At 70.5% G+C, this 16,678-nt stretch carries 15 protein-coding genes; 12 read left to right on the top strand and 3 right to left on the bottom strand.

The window, feature by feature from the left end:
* Positions 1 to 71: 71 nt before the first annotated feature.
* Positions 72 to 677 carry a MerR family transcriptional regulator gene (locus ACIA5G_RS37275; protein ID WP_395931965.1) on the top strand — a complete coding sequence of 202 codons (606 nt, stop codon included), beginning with the start codon at positions 72 to 74 and terminating at the stop codon, positions 675 to 677.
* Here ACIA5G_RS37275 and ACIA5G_RS37270 read toward each other — a convergent pair.
* Positions 674 to 2,431, bottom strand: a complete 1,758-nt coding sequence (locus ACIA5G_RS37270; protein ID WP_395931963.1) for a serine/threonine-protein kinase — start codon at positions 2,429 to 2,431, stop codon at positions 674 to 676. The two genes, ACIA5G_RS37275 and ACIA5G_RS37270, sit on opposite strands and share 4 nt — an antisense overlap.
* Before the next feature lie 111 nt (positions 2,432 to 2,542).
* On the opposite strand from ACIA5G_RS37270, the gene ACIA5G_RS37265 reads away from it, so the two are divergent.
* The 6 genes from ACIA5G_RS37265 (at position 2,543) to ACIA5G_RS37240 (ending at position 10,437) form a co-directional block, all read left to right on the top strand.
* Positions 2,543 to 4,378, top strand: coding sequence for a methylmalonyl-CoA mutase family protein (locus ACIA5G_RS37265; RefSeq protein ID WP_395931961.1), 1,836 nt, complete (start codon positions 2,543 to 2,545; stop codon positions 4,376 to 4,378).
* Positions 4,375 to 6,543: a methylmalonyl-CoA mutase gene (gene scpA / locus ACIA5G_RS37260; RefSeq protein ID WP_395931959.1), complete on the top strand. Its 2,169-nt coding sequence runs from the start codon at positions 4,375 to 4,377 to the stop codon at positions 6,541 to 6,543. Before ACIA5G_RS37265 ends, scpA begins: the two co-directional genes overlap by 4 nt.
* A gap of 3 nt (positions 6,544 to 6,546) precedes the next feature.
* Entirely contained in the window at positions 6,547 to 7,542 is a 996-nt protein-coding gene (gene meaB / locus ACIA5G_RS37255) for a methylmalonyl Co-A mutase-associated GTPase MeaB (RefSeq protein WP_395931957.1), read from the top strand.
* Positions 7,543 to 7,591: 49 nt separating this feature from the next.
* Positions 7,592 to 7,906, top strand: coding sequence for a hypothetical protein (locus ACIA5G_RS37250; RefSeq protein WP_395931955.1), 315 nt, complete (start codon positions 7,592 to 7,594; stop codon positions 7,904 to 7,906).
* Positions 7,907 to 8,119: 213 nt separating this feature from the next.
* Positions 8,120 to 9,421, top strand: a complete 1,302-nt coding sequence (locus tag ACIA5G_RS37245) for an amidohydrolase (protein ID WP_395931953.1) — start codon at positions 8,120 to 8,122, stop codon at positions 9,419 to 9,421.
* 182 nt (positions 9,422 to 9,603) lie between these two features.
* Positions 9,604 to 10,437 carry a DUF559 domain-containing protein gene (locus tag ACIA5G_RS37240; RefSeq protein ID WP_395932286.1) on the top strand — a complete coding sequence of 278 codons (834 nt, stop codon included), beginning with the start codon at positions 9,604 to 9,606 and terminating at the stop codon, positions 10,435 to 10,437.
* Between the two features lie 42 nt (positions 10,438 to 10,479).
* Here ACIA5G_RS37240 and ACIA5G_RS37235 read toward each other — a convergent pair whose 3' ends face one another.
* Positions 10,480 to 10,932, bottom strand: coding sequence for a gamma-glutamylcyclotransferase (locus tag ACIA5G_RS37235; protein WP_395931951.1), 453 nt, complete (start codon positions 10,930 to 10,932; stop codon positions 10,480 to 10,482).
* A 127-nt stretch (positions 10,933 to 11,059) separates the two neighbouring features.
* Here ACIA5G_RS37235 and ACIA5G_RS37230 point away from each other — a divergent pair, with 127 nt between their 5' ends.
* From ACIA5G_RS37230 to ACIA5G_RS37210, 5 genes are all read left to right on the top strand, one after another.
* Positions 11,060 to 12,463, top strand: a complete 1,404-nt coding sequence (locus tag ACIA5G_RS37230; protein ID WP_395931949.1) for an NAD(P)H-quinone dehydrogenase — start codon at positions 11,060 to 11,062, stop codon at positions 12,461 to 12,463.
* A 73-nt stretch (positions 12,464 to 12,536) separates the two neighbouring features.
* On the top strand, positions 12,537 to 12,995 hold the full coding sequence (locus tag ACIA5G_RS37225; protein ID WP_395932284.1) for a hypothetical protein: 459 nt from the start codon (positions 12,537 to 12,539) through the stop codon (positions 12,993 to 12,995).
* A gap of 177 nt (positions 12,996 to 13,172) precedes the next feature.
* Positions 13,173 to 13,409: a hypothetical protein gene (locus tag ACIA5G_RS37220; RefSeq protein WP_395931947.1), complete on the top strand. Its 237-nt coding sequence runs from the start codon at positions 13,173 to 13,175 to the stop codon at positions 13,407 to 13,409.
* A gap of 90 nt (positions 13,410 to 13,499) precedes the next feature.
* Positions 13,500 to 14,147: a class F sortase gene (locus ACIA5G_RS37215; RefSeq protein WP_395931945.1), complete on the top strand. Its 648-nt coding sequence runs from the start codon at positions 13,500 to 13,502 to the stop codon at positions 14,145 to 14,147.
* A gap of 133 nt (positions 14,148 to 14,280) precedes the next feature.
* Positions 14,281 to 15,084, top strand: a complete 804-nt coding sequence (locus ACIA5G_RS37210) for a VOC family protein (protein ID WP_395931943.1) — start codon at positions 14,281 to 14,283, stop codon at positions 15,082 to 15,084.
* Positions 15,085 to 15,135: 51 nt separating this feature from the next.
* Here the strand turns inward: ACIA5G_RS37210 and glpK are convergent, their stop codons facing one another.
* On the bottom strand, positions 15,136 to 16,650 hold the full coding sequence (gene glpK, locus ACIA5G_RS37205; RefSeq protein WP_395931941.1) for a glycerol kinase GlpK: 1,515 nt from the start codon (positions 16,648 to 16,650) through the stop codon (positions 15,136 to 15,138).
* Positions 16,651 to 16,678 lie beyond the last annotated feature (28 nt).

Genomic DNA, 16,678 nt, shown 5'->3' with positions numbered 1-16,678 from the left:
GGGCCGGGGCGCGGACGACGGCGAACGCGCCCAGCCCGACCGCCGCCACCAGCAGCGCGGCCGAGTCGGGGGTGCCGGTCGCGACCGTCAAGTACTACCTGCGCGAAGGCCTGCTGCCGCCCGGTGAGCGCACCAGCCCGAACCAGGCCCGCTACTCCCCGGCGCACGTCCAGCGGCTGCGGCTGATCAAGGCGCTCACCGAGGTGGGCGGGCTGCCGCTGGCCTCGGTCGGCGCCGTGCTGGGCGCGATCGACGACCACGAGACCCCGCACCAGACGATGGGTGTCGTCCAGCAGGAGCTGGCCGGGGAACCGCCCAAGGTGTCCGACGAGGCCGCCGAGTGGGCGACCAAGCTGCTCAAGGACGTCGCGCTGCGCACCGGCTGGAAGTGGCACGAGCCGGAGAGCCGGGAGGTCGGCAACCTCGTCGCCGCGCTGGCCACGGCCAAGGAGCTCGGGCACGAGAAGCTGGCCGACCGGCTCGACGAGTACGTCGGCCTGGCGATGCGCGTCGCGGAGCTGGACGTCGAAGTGGTGACCGGCCTGACGTCGTTCGACCGGATCATCGAAGCCGGCCTGGTCGCGACGGTGCTCGGCGACCGGATCTTCGCCGGGCTGCGCCACCTCGCCCAGGAACAGCTGTCCCGCGAGGTGCTCGGCCGCCCGCCCGGCGACTAGTCGGAGACGCTCAGGGTGGCCGCGACCCGGTCGAAGACGTCCTGCCGGGCCGCGTCCTCCTGCTCGACCGGCGCGGTGACCGACAGGATCCACAGGCTGGTGCCCGACCGGATCAGGTCCGCGAACGTCACCCGGGTGCCCCCGCCGTCACCGCCGGGCAGCGTGCCGCGCTCGGCCAGCCGGTAGGTCAGCCTGGTGCCCTTGTCGTCCGGCAGCGCCTCCGGCGGGAAGAGCTCGAACGCCTCTTCCGGGTAGGACTGCCGCAGGTAGTCGAGGTACTCGTCGGTGCTGTGCTTGGGGAGGTACTGCTCCATCCGCTCCAGCCGCAGCGACCGGCGGCCGTCCGGCGAGACGTACTGGACGACCGTGCTCACCCCGAACCGGGTGTTGTGCGGGGCGACGAACTTCTGCCAGCCGTCCGGCACGTCGAGGCCGAACTGCCCGCCGCTGCCGGTTGCGTAGCTCGCGTCGCCGGTCTGGTGGACCAGCACCGGCGGCGGCACCTGGGTCGGCCCGTTCGACGTGCCCCGCGGCTCGACGTCCGGCGGCAGCAGCGACTCCCCGCCGACCGTCCTGGCCAGCGCGAACCCGCCGCCGGCGGCGACGACGAAGAGCAGGATCGCCACGGCGAGGAGCACCGCGGTGGCCCGTGCGCCACGCCGCCCGGGGCGGGACAGCTGCGGCGGCGGGACGAACACCGTCGCCGGCTCGGCCGCCGGAGCGGGCGGAGGCTCGGGCGGGCGCAGGAACGGCAGCGGGCCGGGGTCGGACGCGAGCTCGCTGCTCGACCCCTCGGCCTTCTTCTCCGCCTTGTCCTTGGCGGGCAGGACGGTCTTGATCACCTGGGTGTCGGTGGCGTCCGGCTGCGCGGACGTCTTCTTGCCGTCCGGGGTGTGGAACAGCTCGGGTCCGAACAGGTCCAGCGGCGTCTTCGACTGCAGCGGGTAGAGCCGGTGCCGGACCTCGCGCAGCGTGATCCGCTTGCCCGGCTCCTTCTTCATCAGCGCGCCGATGACGTCGGCGAGCGGCCCGGCCGTGGGCTTGGGCACCTTCCCGTTGACCACCTTGCCGACGGTCTCCAGCGGGTCGCCGTCGGCGTCGTACGGCGGTGCGCCCTCGACCGCGGCGAACAGCGTCGCGCCGAGGCCCCAGAGGTCGGCGGCCGGGATGACGGCGCCGCCGGAGGCGACCTCGGGCGCGATGTAGGCGGGCGAGCCGAGCATGATCCCGGTGCGGGTCATGGTGGCTTCGGAGACGTTGCGGGCGATGCCGAAGTCCGTCAGCTTGATCCGGCCGTCGCTGGCGACCAGGACGTTGCCCGGCTTGACGTCGCGGTGGGTGATCCCGGCGGCGTGCGCGGCCTCCAGCGCCGAGGCGACGGCGATGCCGACCGCGGCGGCCTGCTCGACGGTCAGCGGCCCGTGGTCCCGCAGGATGTGCGCCAGGCTGCGCGAGGGCAGCAGCTCCATCACCACGAACGGCTGGTCGTTCTCGCGGGCGACGTCGTGCAGGATGATCACGTTCGGGTGAGACAGCACGGCGATCGCGCGGGCCTCGCGGAGCGTGCGTTCGCGCAGCTCGTCCGCCTGCGACGACGGGATGCCCGGCGGCACCTTCATCTCCTTGACGGCCACTTGCCGGTGGAGGAACTCGTCGTAGGCCGACCAGACGGTGCCCATCGAGCCGGAGCCGAGCACTGATCGCAGCCGGTAGCGACCGGCGACCAGTCGTGTCTCTTCGCTGGAGGGGGGCACGCGCCAATTGTGGCGTACGCGACCGGGCGGCCCCTAACCTGCACTGGGTGAACCCCTAGCGCGACCAGACTCACAGGTCGGACGCGGCGAGTGCCTCTACCATCACTGGGTATGACTGAAGTGGCCGGTCCGGAGTCAGCGCCGATCTCCGAGCTCGACCTCGCGGGCGAGTTTCCCCAGGCGACGCGCGCGCAGTGGCAGGAGCTCGTTGCGGGCGTGCTCCGCAAGAGTGGCAAGCTGCCCGAGGACTTCACGGGCGCCCCGGAGAGCAAGCTCGTCACCCGGACCTACGACGGCATCGAGATCCAACCGCTGTACACGGCCGAAGACGCGCCGGGGGAGAGCGGCTTTCCCGGGCTGTCGCCGTTCGTGCGCGGCGCGCGGCCGGAAGGCCACGTCAGCACCGGCTGGGACGTCCGGGCCCGGTTCAGCGGGGAGGACGCCCGCGCCGTGAACACCGCGATCCTCGCCGACCTCGAAGGCGGCGTGACGTCGATCTGGCTGTCCGTCCCGCCCGGATCGCTGGCCGACGCGCTCAACGAGGTCTACCTCGACCTGGCGCCGGTCGTGCTGGACGCGGGCGCTGAGTACGAAGCGGCGTCGGACGCGCTGTTCGAGCTGTTCGCCGAGCGGGAGATCCCGGCCAGTGAAGCCACCGCCGTGCTGGGCGCGGACCCGATCGGGCTGGCCGCGCGATCCGGCTCGGCCGTCGACCTCGAACCGGCTGCCGCGCTCGCCGTGCGTGTCGCCGGGAAGTACCCGAAGGTGCGCACGATCGTCGCCGACGGCCTGCCGTTCCACGAAGCCGGCGGGTCGGACGCGCAGGAGCTGGGCGCGCTGGTCGCCGCCGGCGTCACCTACCTGCGGGCCCTGACCGAGGCCGGCCTCGACGCCGAAACCGCGGCCGGGCAGCTCGAGTTCCGGCTGGCCGCGACCGCCGACCAGTTCTCCACGATCGCCAAACTGCGCGCGGCGCGCCGCCTCTGGGCCCGCGTCGCCGAGGTGTGCGGCTTCTCCTCACCGATGCGCCAGCACGCCGTGACGTCGCCGGCGATGCTCACCCAGCGCGACCCGTGGGTGAACATGCTGCGCACGACCGTCGCGTGCTTCGGCGCGGGCGTCGGTGGCGCGGACGCCGTCACGGTGCTGCCGTTCGACGCGGCGATCGGCCGTCCCGACGCGTTCTCCGCGCGGATCGCCCGCAACACCCACGCCGTGCTGCTGGAGGAGTCCAAGCTGGCCGGTGTGATCGACCCGGCGGGCGGCTCCTGGTACGTCGAGAAGCTCACCGACGACCTCGCGCACGCCGCCTGGACCGAGTTCACCACGATCGAAGCGGCGGGCGGCCTGGTCGCGGAGCTGGCGTCCGGGGCACTGGCCGAGCGGCTGGCGTCGACCTGGGACAAGCGTGCGAAGCGGCTCGCCACCCGGCGTGACCCGCTCACCGGCGTCAGCGAGTTCCCGAACCTGGCCGAGAAGCCGGTGGTCCGCGAGCCAGTCGAGTCCACTGTGGAAGGTGGCCTGCCGCGGCACCGGTACGCCGAAGGCTTCGAGGCGCTGCGAGACGCGTCCGACGCGTACCTCGCGTCGACCGGCGCGCGGCCGAAGATCTTCCTCGCCACCCTCGGCCCGGTCGCCGCGCACACCGCGCGTGCCGGTTTCGCCGCCAACCTGTTCCAGGCGGGCGGCGTCGAAGCCGTCAACCCGGGTGCGACCGACGATCTGCCCGGCGCGTTCCGGGAGAGCGGCGCGAAGGTCGCCTGCCTCTGCGGCACCGACGACGCCTACGAGGCACAAGCGGCCGACGTCGCCGCCTCGCTCGGCGCGGAGTACATGTTCCTGGCGGGTAAGGGGAAGTACGAAGGTGTGGACGAAAACGTCTTCGCCGGGTGTGACGCCCTCGAAGTCCTGACCGGTCTGCACGGCAAGCTGGGAGTTGCGCGATGACCATCCCGAACTTCGCCGACGTCGGCCTCGGCACCCCTGCGCCGGGTGACCGCGACGCCTGGGCCAAGGCCGTCCACGAAGCCACCGGCAAGGGCCCGGACGCGCTGGCCTGGGAGACGCCCGAAGGCATCGGCGTCAAGCCCGTCTACACCGCCGCCGATCTGTCCGATGTGGACTTCCTGGCGACGTACCCCGGGGTGGCGCCGTTCCTGCGCGGGCCGTACCCGACGATGTACGTCAACCAGCCCTGGACCATCCGCCAGTACGCCGGGTTCTCCACCGCCGAGGAGTCCAACGCCTTCTACCGGCGCAACCTCGCGGCCGGGCAGAAGGGCCTGTCGGTCGCCTTCGACCTGGCCACGCACCGCGGTTACGACTCCGACCACCCGCGAGTCTCCGGCGACGTCGGCATGGCGGGCGTCGCGATCGACTCCATCTACGACATGCGGCAGCTGTTCGACGGGATTCCGCTGGACAAGATGTCCGTGTCGATGACGATGAACGGCGCGGTGCTGCCGGTGCTCGCGCTGTACGTCGTCGCGGCCGAGGAGCAGGGGGTGAAGCCGGAGCAGCTCGCGGGGACCATCCAGAACGACATCCTCAAGGAGTTCATGGTCCGCAACACCTACATCTACCCGCCGCAGCCGTCGATGCGGGTCATTTCGGACATCTTCTCCTTCACTTCGCAGCACATGCCGAAGTACAACTCGATCTCCATCTCCGGCTACCACATGCAGGAAGCCGGGGCGACGGCCGATCTGGAGCTGGCCTACACGCTCGCCGACGGTGTCGAGTACATCCGCGCCGGTGTCGACGCCGGGCTGGGCGTCGACAAGTTCGCGCCCCGGCTGTCGTTCTTCTGGGCGATCGGCATGAACTTCTTCATGGAGGTCGCGAAGCTGCGCGCGGCGCGGCTGATCTGGGCGAAGCTGGTGAAGGGCTTCGACCCGAAGTCGCAGAAGTCCCTTTCGCTGCGTACGCACTCCCAGACGTCGGGCTGGTCGCTGACCGCGCAGGACGTCTACAACAACGTCGTGCGCACGTGTGTCGAGGCGATGGCCGCGACCCAGGGGCACACGCAGTCGCTGCACACCAACGCCCTCGACGAGGCTCTCGCGCTGCCGACTGACTTCTCCGCGCGCATCGCCCGCAACACGCAGCTGCTGCTGCAGCAGGAGTCCGGCACGACGCGCGTGATCGACCCGTGGGGCGGCAGTGCGTTTGTCGAGAAGCTGACCTACGACCTCGCGCGCAAGGCGTGGGGCCACATCAGCGAGGTCGAGCAGGCCGGCGGCATGGCCAAGGCGATCGACGCGGGCATCCCCAAGCTGCGCATCGAGGAAGCCGCGGCGCGCACCCAGGCGCGGATCGACTCCGGGCGGCAGCCGGTGATCGGCGTCAACAAGTACCAGGTCACCGGCGACGAAGACATCGAAGTGCTCAAAGTGGACAACGCCGGCGTCCGGACGCAGCAGCTCGAGAAGCTGCGGCGGCTGCGTTCCGAACGCGACTCCGGCGCCACCGAGGACGCGTTGCGACGGCTCACCGAGGGCGCCGGAAACGGCGGCAACCTGCTGGAGCTGGCCATCAACGCGGCCCGCGCGAAGGCCACGGTCGGCGAGATCTCGGACGCGCTCGAGAAGCTCTGGGGCCGGCACGCCGGGCAGATCCGCACGATCTCGGGCGTCTACCGCGAGGAGGTGGGGAAGTCGCAGAACGTCGAAAAGGCCCGTTCGCTGGTCGAAGAGTTCGCCGCGGAGGAAGGCCGGCGGCCCCGGATCCTCGTGGCGAAGATGGGCCAGGACGGCCACGACCGCGGCCAGAAGGTGATCGCCACCGGTTTCGCCGACATCGGCTTCGACGTCGACGTCGGCCCGCTGTTCTCCACCCCCGCCGAGGTCGCCCGCCAGGCGATCGAAGCGGACGTGCACGTCGTCGGGGTGTCCTCGCTGGCCGCCGGGCACCTTTCGCTGGTGCCCGCGCTGCGCCACGAGCTCGCCGAGCTGGGCCGCGAGGACATCATGGTCGTCGTCGGCGGGGTGATCCCGCCGCAGGACTACCCGGCGCTGCGCGAAGCCGGCGCGGCGGCGATCTTCGGCCCCGGCACGGTGCTCGCGGACGCCGCCATCGACCTGCTCGGCCAGCTGACGGCGCAGGAGTCCTGACCGTTGCCGCGCAAGATCGACGTCACCGCCTACGCCAAGGGTGTGCTGGCGGGGGACCGCGGGACGCTCTCGAAGGCGATCACGCTGGTCGAGTCGCAGCGGGAGGACCACCGGGCTTGGGCGCAGGAGCTCTTGGTCGAGCTGCTGCCCTCGTCGGGTGGGGCTCGGCGGATCGGGATCACCGGCGTGCCCGGTGTCGGCAAGTCGACATTCATCGACCAGCTGGGCACCGACCTGACTTCGGCTGGGCACCGGGTGGCGGTGCTGGCCGTCGACCCGTCGTCAACACGAACCGGCGGGTCGATCCTCGGTGACAAGACCCGGATGGCGCGCCTGGCGGTCGACGAACGGGCGTTCATCCGGCCGTCACCGACGTCCGGGACCTTGGGCGGCGTCGCGCGGGCGACGCGCGAGACGATCGTGCTGATGGAAGCCGCCGGCTACGACACCGTGCTGGTCGAGACCGTCGGGGTCGGACAGTCCGAAGTGACCGTCGCGAACATGGTCGACTGCTTCCTCTTCCTGACGCTGGCGCGCACCGGTGACCAGCTCCAGGGCATCAAGAAGGGTGTGCTGGAGCTCGCCGACGTCATCGCCGTCAACAAGGCCGACGGTGACCACGAGCGCGACGCAAAACGGGCGGCCCGGGAGCTTTCCGGCGCGTTGCGGATGATCTACGGGCCCGAAGCGTCGTGGACGCCGCCGGTGCTGACCTGCAGCGGCCTGCACAACCTGCGGCTCGACGAGGTCTGGGGCGCGGTCGAGCAGCACCGCGACACGCTCTCGGCGTCCGGTGAGCTGGAGGGCCGTCGCCGTCAGCAACAGGTCGACTGGACGTGGGCGATGGTTCGCGAACAGTTGCTGAGTCGCTTGGCGGCGCATCCGGACGTGCGAACGGTCGTTCCCGACGTCGAACGGGCGGTGCGGGACGGTGAACTGACGGCTACCCTCGGTGCTCAGCGGATCCTCGACGCGTTCAATCCACCGCGCGGGGGCTGACGCACCGGGCGTTCCGCGGGACAATGCCTGGTCGTGGCGAAGGGATGACATGGCGAAACTGCGGGGTCTGGTCCTGGCCGGAGTGCTGGGCGCGGTGCTGTTCACCGCGTCGCCTGCGCTCGCTTCACCGGCGTTCGCGCCGGCAGCGCGTCCAGTGGCCGTGACGGTGACGGTCGCGCACGCGTCGGCCCCGGCCCCGGCGCAGACCCAGCCGCCCGGACCGGTGCTGGACCCGTCCCAGACCGACAAGGCGAACAGCGAAAAGACCAAGAACAAGCTGATCGCGGGCCTGGTCGCGGTCGTCCTGCTCGCCATCGTGATCTGGGGCCGGCGGGTCCGGTCGAAGAAGGCCAAGAAGTCCTGAAGGGTGAGCTGCACCACGCGTTCACCTAGACCGAAGTCCTGCACGCCGTTCAACGCAGATCCGGTACCGGCCATCTAGGACGGCGGTTTTCGAGGCGCGCGTTGCCGCCTGCATGGTGCACGATCGTCTGCAAATGCGTACGACAGATCGATCGGCACGTTGCGTGACCCCAGCCGCTGCCCGGGTTACCCGTGTTGCGGGAGGAGGTGCGGCGTGACGGTGTTGGACTCACGGCCGGACGTTCCAGGCGACCCCCACGGGCGCATCATCAACCCCATGGAGGGGTCCGAGGCGCTCATTTCCGAAGTCGGCGTAAGCATGGCTCCCGTGGAGGACCTTGGTGCGGGCCGCGGCCCGTTCTGGCTCGACGACTGGCTCCGCGCCAACGCGACCGACGTGCTCGCCTGGCGGCGGCACATCCACGCGCACCCGGAGCTGTCGCGGCACGAATTCGCGACCACGGAACTGGTCGTCACGCTGCTGCGCGCCGTCGGCCTGAAGCCGTGGGTGCTGCCCGGCGGCACCGGCGTCGTCTGCGACATCGGCAGCGGCGAGCGGTGCGTGGCGCTGCGCGCGGACATGGACGCGCTGCCGCTCACCGAGGACACCGGGCTGCCCTACTCCTCGACCGTCGAGGGCGCGGCGCACATGTGCGGCCACGACGCCCACACGGCGATCCTGCTCGGCGCGGCCCGCGCCCTGGCCGGCGCGCCCGAGCTGCCCGGCCGCGTCCGGCTGATCTTCCAGGCCGCCGAGGAGGTCATGCCCGGCGGCGCGCTGGACATGATCGCGGCGGGCGCGCTCGACGGCGTCGAACGGATCTACGGCCTGCACGTGGACCCGCGCCTCGAGGTCGGCAAGCTGGGCATGCGCGTCGGCGCCCTGACGTCGGCCGCGGACCTGATCGAGCTGCGCCTCACCTCGCCCGGCGGCCACACGTCCCGCCCGCACCTGACGGCGGACCTGGTCCACGCGCTGGGCACGGTCATCACGTCCCTGCCCGCGGTGCTCTCCCGCCGCGTCGACCCGCGCTCCGGCACGGTCCTGGTGTGGGGCGCGGTCCACGCGGGCCAGGCGGCCAACGCCGTCCCGCAGGACGGCGTCCTGCGCGGCACCCTGCGCACGGCGGACCACGAGGTCTGGACGGCGCTGGAGCCGCTGGTGGCGTCCTCGGTGGAGTCCCTGCTGGCCCCCACGGGCGTCGGCTTCTCACTGGACTACCGTCGCGGCGTCCCGCCGGTCGTCTCCGACGCGGAGTCGACGGCCCTGATGCGCGCGGGCGCCGAAGCCGCCCTGGGCGAGGGCGCCCTGGCCGGCACGGAACAGTCGTCCGGCGGCGAAGACTTCGGCTGGTACCTGGAGCACGTCCAGGGAGCATTCGCCCGCCTCGGAGTCTGGCCCGGCGCGCCCACCCCCCAGTCCGACATTCACCGCCCCACGTTCATCCTCGACGAACGCGCGTTGCTGTGCGGAGTCCGAACCCTGGTCCACACCGCCCTAACCACCCTCGCCTAACCGACCCTCTGGGTACGCGAGCCGACCCTCTGGGTACACAAGTTGTCCACAGGGTGAGTCAAGTTGTCCACAGGTCGTGAGTGAGGCTCTTCCGTTAGCGTCGGAAGGGCCTCATTCTCGATCTTGTGATCAATTGGGGAGGACGACACGGCGCAGCCTTGCGTAGCGAGGCCGTCGAGGTGCTGGGACAGCGAGCAGTCCGCGAGGCGTTGAGCAGCGGGCTGTTGGCCCAGCCTTGGCGAGGAGTGGTGGTGCCCGCCGCCGACTCGCTCAAATTACCGACCCGGGCCGAGGCGGCGTTGCTTCTGGCCGGTCAACCGGCTGCGCTCTCAGGTGCTACTTCCCTTGTGTTACATGGGGTTTCGGTCGCCGAGTGTGCTGACATCCACCTCACCGTGCCCTACGAACGGCGGGTCAGATCGAAGCCCGGTCTGGTCGTCCACCAGGCCGACTACCAGCCGCACGATGTGCTCGAACTCGACGGTCTGCCGGTCTTCAGCTTGGATCTCGCACTGGCCGACTTTCTGTGCCGAGGGGATAAGCGAACAGCCTTCGCGGCCGCCGAAGAGGCCATGCGGGGGTTACCTCCGGACCACCTGCAGAGGCTCCGAGACAACGTGCGAGACCGCATCGTCGACCGTGCGAGCCGCAAAGGTATCCACAGGGCCCTGTCGATGCTCGCCCTCGCCGATGGACGGGCGGAATCGCCGCCCGAGAGCATGCTGAAGCTGGTCGTTGTCGAGGCCGGACTGCCCCTCCCGGACGTGCAGTATCCGATCTACGACATCGACGGCAGACTGCTCTACGTGCTCGACATGGCTTGGCCTGCTCGCCGCGTCGCACTCGAATACGACGGGTTCGCCGCGCACGAGGATCGCCAGGCTGCCGATGCGGAGCGGGATCGGCGGATGCTGGGGCGAGGCTGGATCACGGTCCGTGCCGCCGCGGCCGATCTCCGGGATCCGGGTCGCGTCCTCCGAGAACTGCGCGACGCCTTTCGGGTGCGTTCCGTGTAGTTCGCGTACCTGGAGGGTCGGCTCGCGTACCTGGAGGGTCGGTTAGCCGGTGATGCCGGAGCAGGGGCGGGTTCGGAGGTCTTCGACGTAGTCGGCCGGAGCCCCGGCGGCTTCGGCCGCATCGGCCAGGACGCCTAGGTAACGCGCAGACGGGAGGCCGCCTTCGTACGCGTCCAGGACGTACAGCCAGGCCAGCACCGAGCCGTCCATGGTCTGGACGCGCAGCCGGATCTTCGAATGGATCCCCAGCTCGCCGCCTTCCCAGCGGTCCAGCCCGGTCTCGTCCAGCGACGTCACGTCGTAGAGAACGACGAAGACCCGGGATCCCGGGTCCTCGACGATCGTGGCCAGGGCACCTTCCCAGCCGAGGTCCTCGCCGCCGAAGGTCAGGCGCCACCCCTCCAGCCAGCCGCTGCCGGCCATCGGAGAGTGCGGCGCGCGCTCCAGCATCTGGGCGGGCTCCATGTTCGATCCGTACGCGGCATACAACGGCACGCCGACAGCCTAGCGACCCCTCGCTCACCCGAGTGGACGCACTCGCCGTGTTCGCCCACTTCAGTGTCCGGTCACCTTCGCCGCGTACGGTGAGACCACCGCACGCACGCACTCGAGGAGGACCCAGGTGACCAGGATCGTGATCATGGGCGGGGGCCCGGCCGGCTACGAAGCCGCGCTGGTCGCAGCCCAGCACGGGGCCGACGTCACGATCGTCGAGCGCGACGGACTGGGTGGCGCCTGCGTCCTCTACGACTGCGTTCCCTCGAAGACGTTCATCGCGAGCTCGGGCGCGCTGGCGAAGATGCACGACCTCGGCGAGCTCGGCATCAACACCGACATGGCCGACACGAGCATCGACCTCCCGACCGTCCACGGCCGGGTCAAGGGCCTCGCGCTCGCCCAGTCCGCCGACATCCGCGCCCGCGTCCAGCGCGAAGGTGTCCGCGTCGTCATCGGCCAGGCGCGCTTCTGCGACGAAGAGCCCGGCCTCGCGACGCACAAGGTCGCCGTCACCACGCCGGACGGCGCCACCGAGAAGTTCCCGGCCGACGTCGTCCTGATCGCCACCGGTGCCACCCCGCGTGTCCTGCCCGGCGCGGTGCCGGACGGTGAGCGCATCCTCGACTGGCGCCAGCTCTACGAGCTCCAGGAGCTGCCCGAGCACCTCGCCGTGATCGGCTCGGGGGTCACCGGCGCCGAGTTCGCGTCCGCCTACACCGAGATGGGCGTCAAGGTCACCGTCGTCTCCAGCCGCGACCGCGTCCTCCCGCACGAGGACGCCGACGCCGCCGCGGTGCTCGAGGAGGTCTTCTCGCAGCGCGGCACGACCGTCGCGAAGCAGGCGCGCGCCGACCGCGTCGAGCGCACCGAGAAGGGCGTCGAGATCTTCCTCGCCGACGGCCGCGTGATCGAAGCCAGCCACGCGCTGATGACCGTCGGATCGGTCCCGAACACCGCCGACATCGGCCTCGACAAGGTCGGCATCTCGCCCGGCCCCGGCGGGTTCATCACCGTCGACCGCGTTTCGCGCACCTCCGTTCCCGGGATCTACGCCGCCGGCGACTGCACCGGCGTGCTCATGCTGGCCTCGGTGGCGAGCATGCAGGGCCGCATCGCGATGTGGCACGCGCTGGGCGAAGGCGTCGCGCCGATCAAGCTCAAGACCGTCGCCGCCAACGTCTTCACCCACCCGGAGATCGCGACCGTCGGCATCAGCCAGCACGCGATCGACTCCGGCGAGGTGCCCGCGCGCACCATCATGCTGCCCCTGGCCACCAACGCGCGCGCGAAGATGGAGGGCCTCCGCCGAGGCTTCGTCAAGCTGTTCTGCCGCCCCGCCACCGGCGTGGTCGTCGGTGGAGTGGTCGTGGCGCCGCAGGCGAGCGAGCTCATCCTTCCCATCGCGCTCGCCGTCCAGAACCAGCTCACAGTGGACCACCTGGCACTGACATTTTCGGTGTACCCGTCGCTGTCGGGCTCGATCACCGAGGCCGGTCGCCAGCTCATGCGCCACGACGATCTCGACTGACGAAGCACGCAACCCCGTCGTATCCCGTCGCGTCTTGTCGGTTGTACGGCTGAAGGACGCGAAGGGTGCGAAGGTGCGCAAGACGGTGGTTTTTGTTGTGGCAGCGGTGATCGGGGCGACGGCGCTGGCAGCGCCCGCGACAGCGCAGCAAAGCACCAGCCCGACGCCGAGCGCCGCTCCGGCGAAGGGCAGCGTCCAGCTCAACGTCAACACCGCGATCAACCAGACGCTCGTGGACAAGTACGTCCGCGATGCGCCGAATGTCGCGCTCGCGAAGTGTGAAGGCGCTTCGCCGACGTTCTCCTCGCCGGTGCTGACCTTCGCCAACTACTTCCCGGGCCCGTTCATGGGCACCGACGCGAACATCAGCGCCGACGCCACGCTCAAGCCCGGCACCGCGTCCGGGACGTACCCGCTGACCGTGACCTGCGGTGCCGGCACCTACAGCACGCAGTTCTCGGTGCCCGCGGCCCAGGTCGCGAAGGTGCCGGCCGGCGCGGCGAAAGCGGGCGACGGCAGCATGGCGGGCTGATTCCCGAAATCGGAAACAACCACCTCGGAGCCACGCTCCGGGGTGGTTTTTTCATGGGTTTCGGTGAGCTGTGCGCGCAACCGATCGCAGGTGGAGACGTCTTTGGGTGCAGCAAGGGGAACTGCGAGCAGCATCCGTTTCGCCTCATTCCGGGCGTGATCCACAGGGGAGAAAAGAATGAAGAACGCTGTTGTCGTCGCGGGGGTTGCGGCGGCTTTCCTGGTTCTCGCGCCGGGCGCCGCGCTCGCGGCCGCGCCGTCGCCGGCCACCTCGGCGGCGCCGGCCGAGCCCGCCACCGCCGAGCCGCAGCACCCGGACGGTTCCGGCGGTCCCCTCGCGGCCGCGGCCGCCATGGGTGTGCTCGCGGTCGGCGGCAGCGGCCTCGTGCTGGCCCGGCGGGCGTGGCGCCGCTGATCCTCGCCGGGACCGCGAAGGTACCGTCGGGACCCAACCGAACGATCCACCCGGACGTGTGAACTGCAGGCGCCAGTCACGGGGGAGAACATGACCACGAGGATCACGAACAGACGGGGCTACCTGATCGCGCTCGTCGTCGCGCTGCTGGCCGCGTTGGCGGTGCTGGCGCTGACGCTGGGCGGCGGGCCCGAGCCGTCCACCGCGCAGCCGCCGCCGGCCCAGCCGGTCGCGGTGAACCCGGAACCGCAGGCCGCGGGCCAGGACGCCGTCGCCGGCCTGCCGAAGTCGGAGCCGGTTTCGATCGACATCCCGAAGATCGGCGCGCACTCGTCGCTGGTCCCGCTCGGGCTGAACGCGGACAACACCATCCAGGTGCCGCCGGTGACCACGCCGCTGCAGGCGGGCTGGTACACCTACGCGCCGACGCCGGGCGAGGTCGGCCCGGCCGTCGTCCTCGGGCACGTCGACGGCAACCACCAGAAGGGCATCTTCTTCCGGCTCAAGGAACTGGCGCCCGGCGACCGGGTTTCGGTCGCCCGCAAGGACGGCACCACGGCGTCGTTCGAGGTGACGAAGGTGCACCAAGTGCCCAAGCAGGACTTCGAGGGCGAAGGCGTTTACGACGACACGGCCGGCCCGGAGCTGCGGCTGATCACCTGCGGCGGCGTCTTCGACCGGAGCGCGCACAACTACGTCGACAACATCGTCGTCTACGCGCGGCTCGTGCGGGCCTGACGCGGTTCACCGACCGTTCCCGGCCGGACCGGTTCCGTGGTGGGGAGTCCTTCGGCCCTGTTTTTGTCGGTGCCCGGTGCCAGACTGTGTCGGCCGTCACCCGAGGCGGCGCGAACGAGGGTTGGGAGTCGACATGAAGTTCCGGGACGAGCGGTGGCCCGACGGCACACCCAGCTGGGTGGACCTGATGGTGCCCGACCAGGCGAAAGCGGTGGCCTTCTACGGCGGCCTGTTCGGCTGGGACGTGCAGAAGGGCGGCGAAGAGACCGGCTTCTACGGCATGGCCGAGCTGCAGGGGCGCCCGGTCGCCGGGATCGGGCAGACACCGCCGGGCCAGGAGCTGCCCGCGGTGTGGACGACGTACCTGGCCGTGTCCGATGTGGACCGGACGGCCGCGGCGATCACCGAGGCCGGCGGGCAGATCCTCATGCCGGTGATGGAAGTGATGAAGGAAGGCCGGATGGCGGTCGCGGCCGACCCGGCGGGCGCGGTCTTCGGCCTCTGGGAACCCGGCAACCACATCGGCACGCAGGTCACCGCGGCGCCGGGCACCCTGGCGTGGAACGAGTGCATGAGCCGTGACTTCCCGGCGGCGAAGGCGTTCTACGAGCAGGTCTTCGGTTACGGCTTCCAGGACCTGTCCAACGACGACTTCACCTACGCGGTGCTGCTGCTCGACGGCCGCCCGGTCGGCGGGCTCGGCGCGCTGCCGGCGTCGGCGCCGGCGGAGGTGCCGTCGAACTGGTCGGCGTACTTCTCGGTCGCGGACGCCGACGCGAGCGCGGCGAAGGTGGTCGAACTCGGCGGCCAGGCGCTGGACCGGCCGTTCGACTCGCCGTACGGCCGGCAGGTGCGGGTCGTGGACGACCAGGGCGTGCCGTTCCTGGTCATCGCGCCCAACGAACAGTCCGGCAAGCCGGAAGGCTGGGACGACTGACCCGGGCGGGCGGGCCGGGAGCGCCTTGGTCACGCCCCCGGCCCTCGCCGGTCAGTCCTCTTCGGAGACCCAGTCGAAGGTCTTGGTGACGGCCTTCTTCCAGTTGCGGTACTCGGATTCGCGGCGGGAGTCGTCCATCGACGGGTCCCACTGCTTGTCCTGAGCCCAGTTGGTGCGGATGTCGTCTTCGGACTTCCAGAACCCGACGGCCAGGCCGGCGGCGTACGCGGCACCCAGCGCGGTGGTCTCGTTGACCACCGGGCGGATCACCGGCACGCCGAGGATGTCGGCCTGGAACTGCATGAGCAGCTCGTTGACGACCATGCCGCCGTCCACCTTGAGCGACTTCAGCGGGACACCGGAGTCGGCGTTCATCGCGTCGATCACCTCGCGCGACTGGAAGGCGGTCGCCTCCAGCACCGCGCGGGCGAGGTGGCCCTTGTTGACGAACCGGGTGAGCCCGACGATCGCGCCGCGAGCGTCGGATCGCCAGTAAGGAGCGAACAGACCCGAGAACGCCGGGACGAAGTACGCGCCGCCGTTGTCCTCGACGCTGCGCGCGTGCTCCTCGATCTCGGCCGCGGTCCCGATCATGCCGAGGTTGTCGCGCAGCCACTGCACGAGCGAACCGGTCACCGCGATGGAGCCTTCCAGAGCGTAGATCGTGTCGTTGGAGCCGATCTTGTAACAGACCGTGGTGAGCAGCCCGTTCTGCGACATCACCTTTTCGGTGCCGGTGTTGAGCAGCATGAAGTTGCCGGTGCCGTAGGTGTTCTTGGCTTCGCCGGGCGAAAGGCACGCCTGGCCGAACGTCGCGGCCTGCTGGTCACCCAGGATGCCCGCGATCGGCACGCCGGCCAGCGCGCCCTTCTCGCGGACCTTGCCGTACTCCTCGGAGGAGGAGCGGATTTCCGGCAGCATCGAAAGGGGGATGCCCATCTCACCGGCGATCTCGGCGTCCCACTGCAGGGTGTCGAGGTCCATCAGCATGGTGCGGGAGGCGTTGGTCGGGTCGGTGACGTGCACACCGCCGTCGGCGCCGCCGGTCATGTTCCACAGCACCCAGGTGTCCATGTTGCCGAAGATCAGGTCACCGGCTTCGGCCTTCTCGCGCGCGCCTTCGACGTTGTCGAGGATCCACTTGATCTTCGGGCCGGAGAAGTACGTCGCGAGCGGGAGGCCGACCTTGTCGCGGTAGCGCTCCTGGCCGCCGCCGAGGTTGCCGAGCTCGGTGACGATCTTGTCGGTGCGGGTGTCCTGCCAGACGATCGCGTTGTAGACCGGCTTGCCGGTCGTCTTGTCCCAGACCAGCGCGGTTTCACGCTGGTTGGTGATGCCGACCGCGACGATGTCCTTCGCGGTCAGGTCGGCCTTGGCCAGCGCGCCCGCGGCGACCCGGCGCGTGTTCTCCCAGATCTCTTCGGCGTTGTGCTCGACCCAGCCGGCGCGGGGGAAGATCTGCTCGTGCTCGCGCTGGTCGGCGGCGACCACGCGGCCTTCGTGGTTGAAGATCATGCACCGGGTCGACGTCGTGCCCTGGTCGATCGCGGCTACGTACGAAGTCATGTGTGCTCCAGGAATCCGGTCGAGGGGG

Source organism: Amycolatopsis sp. NPDC051758, assembly GCF_044453095.1.
In the GTDB taxonomy this organism is placed as follows: Bacteria; Actinomycetota; Actinomycetes; order Mycobacteriales; family Pseudonocardiaceae; genus Amycolatopsis.
The sequence above is the reverse complement of the archived record's forward strand: the minus strand, read 5'-3'. Positions and strand labels throughout refer to the sequence as shown.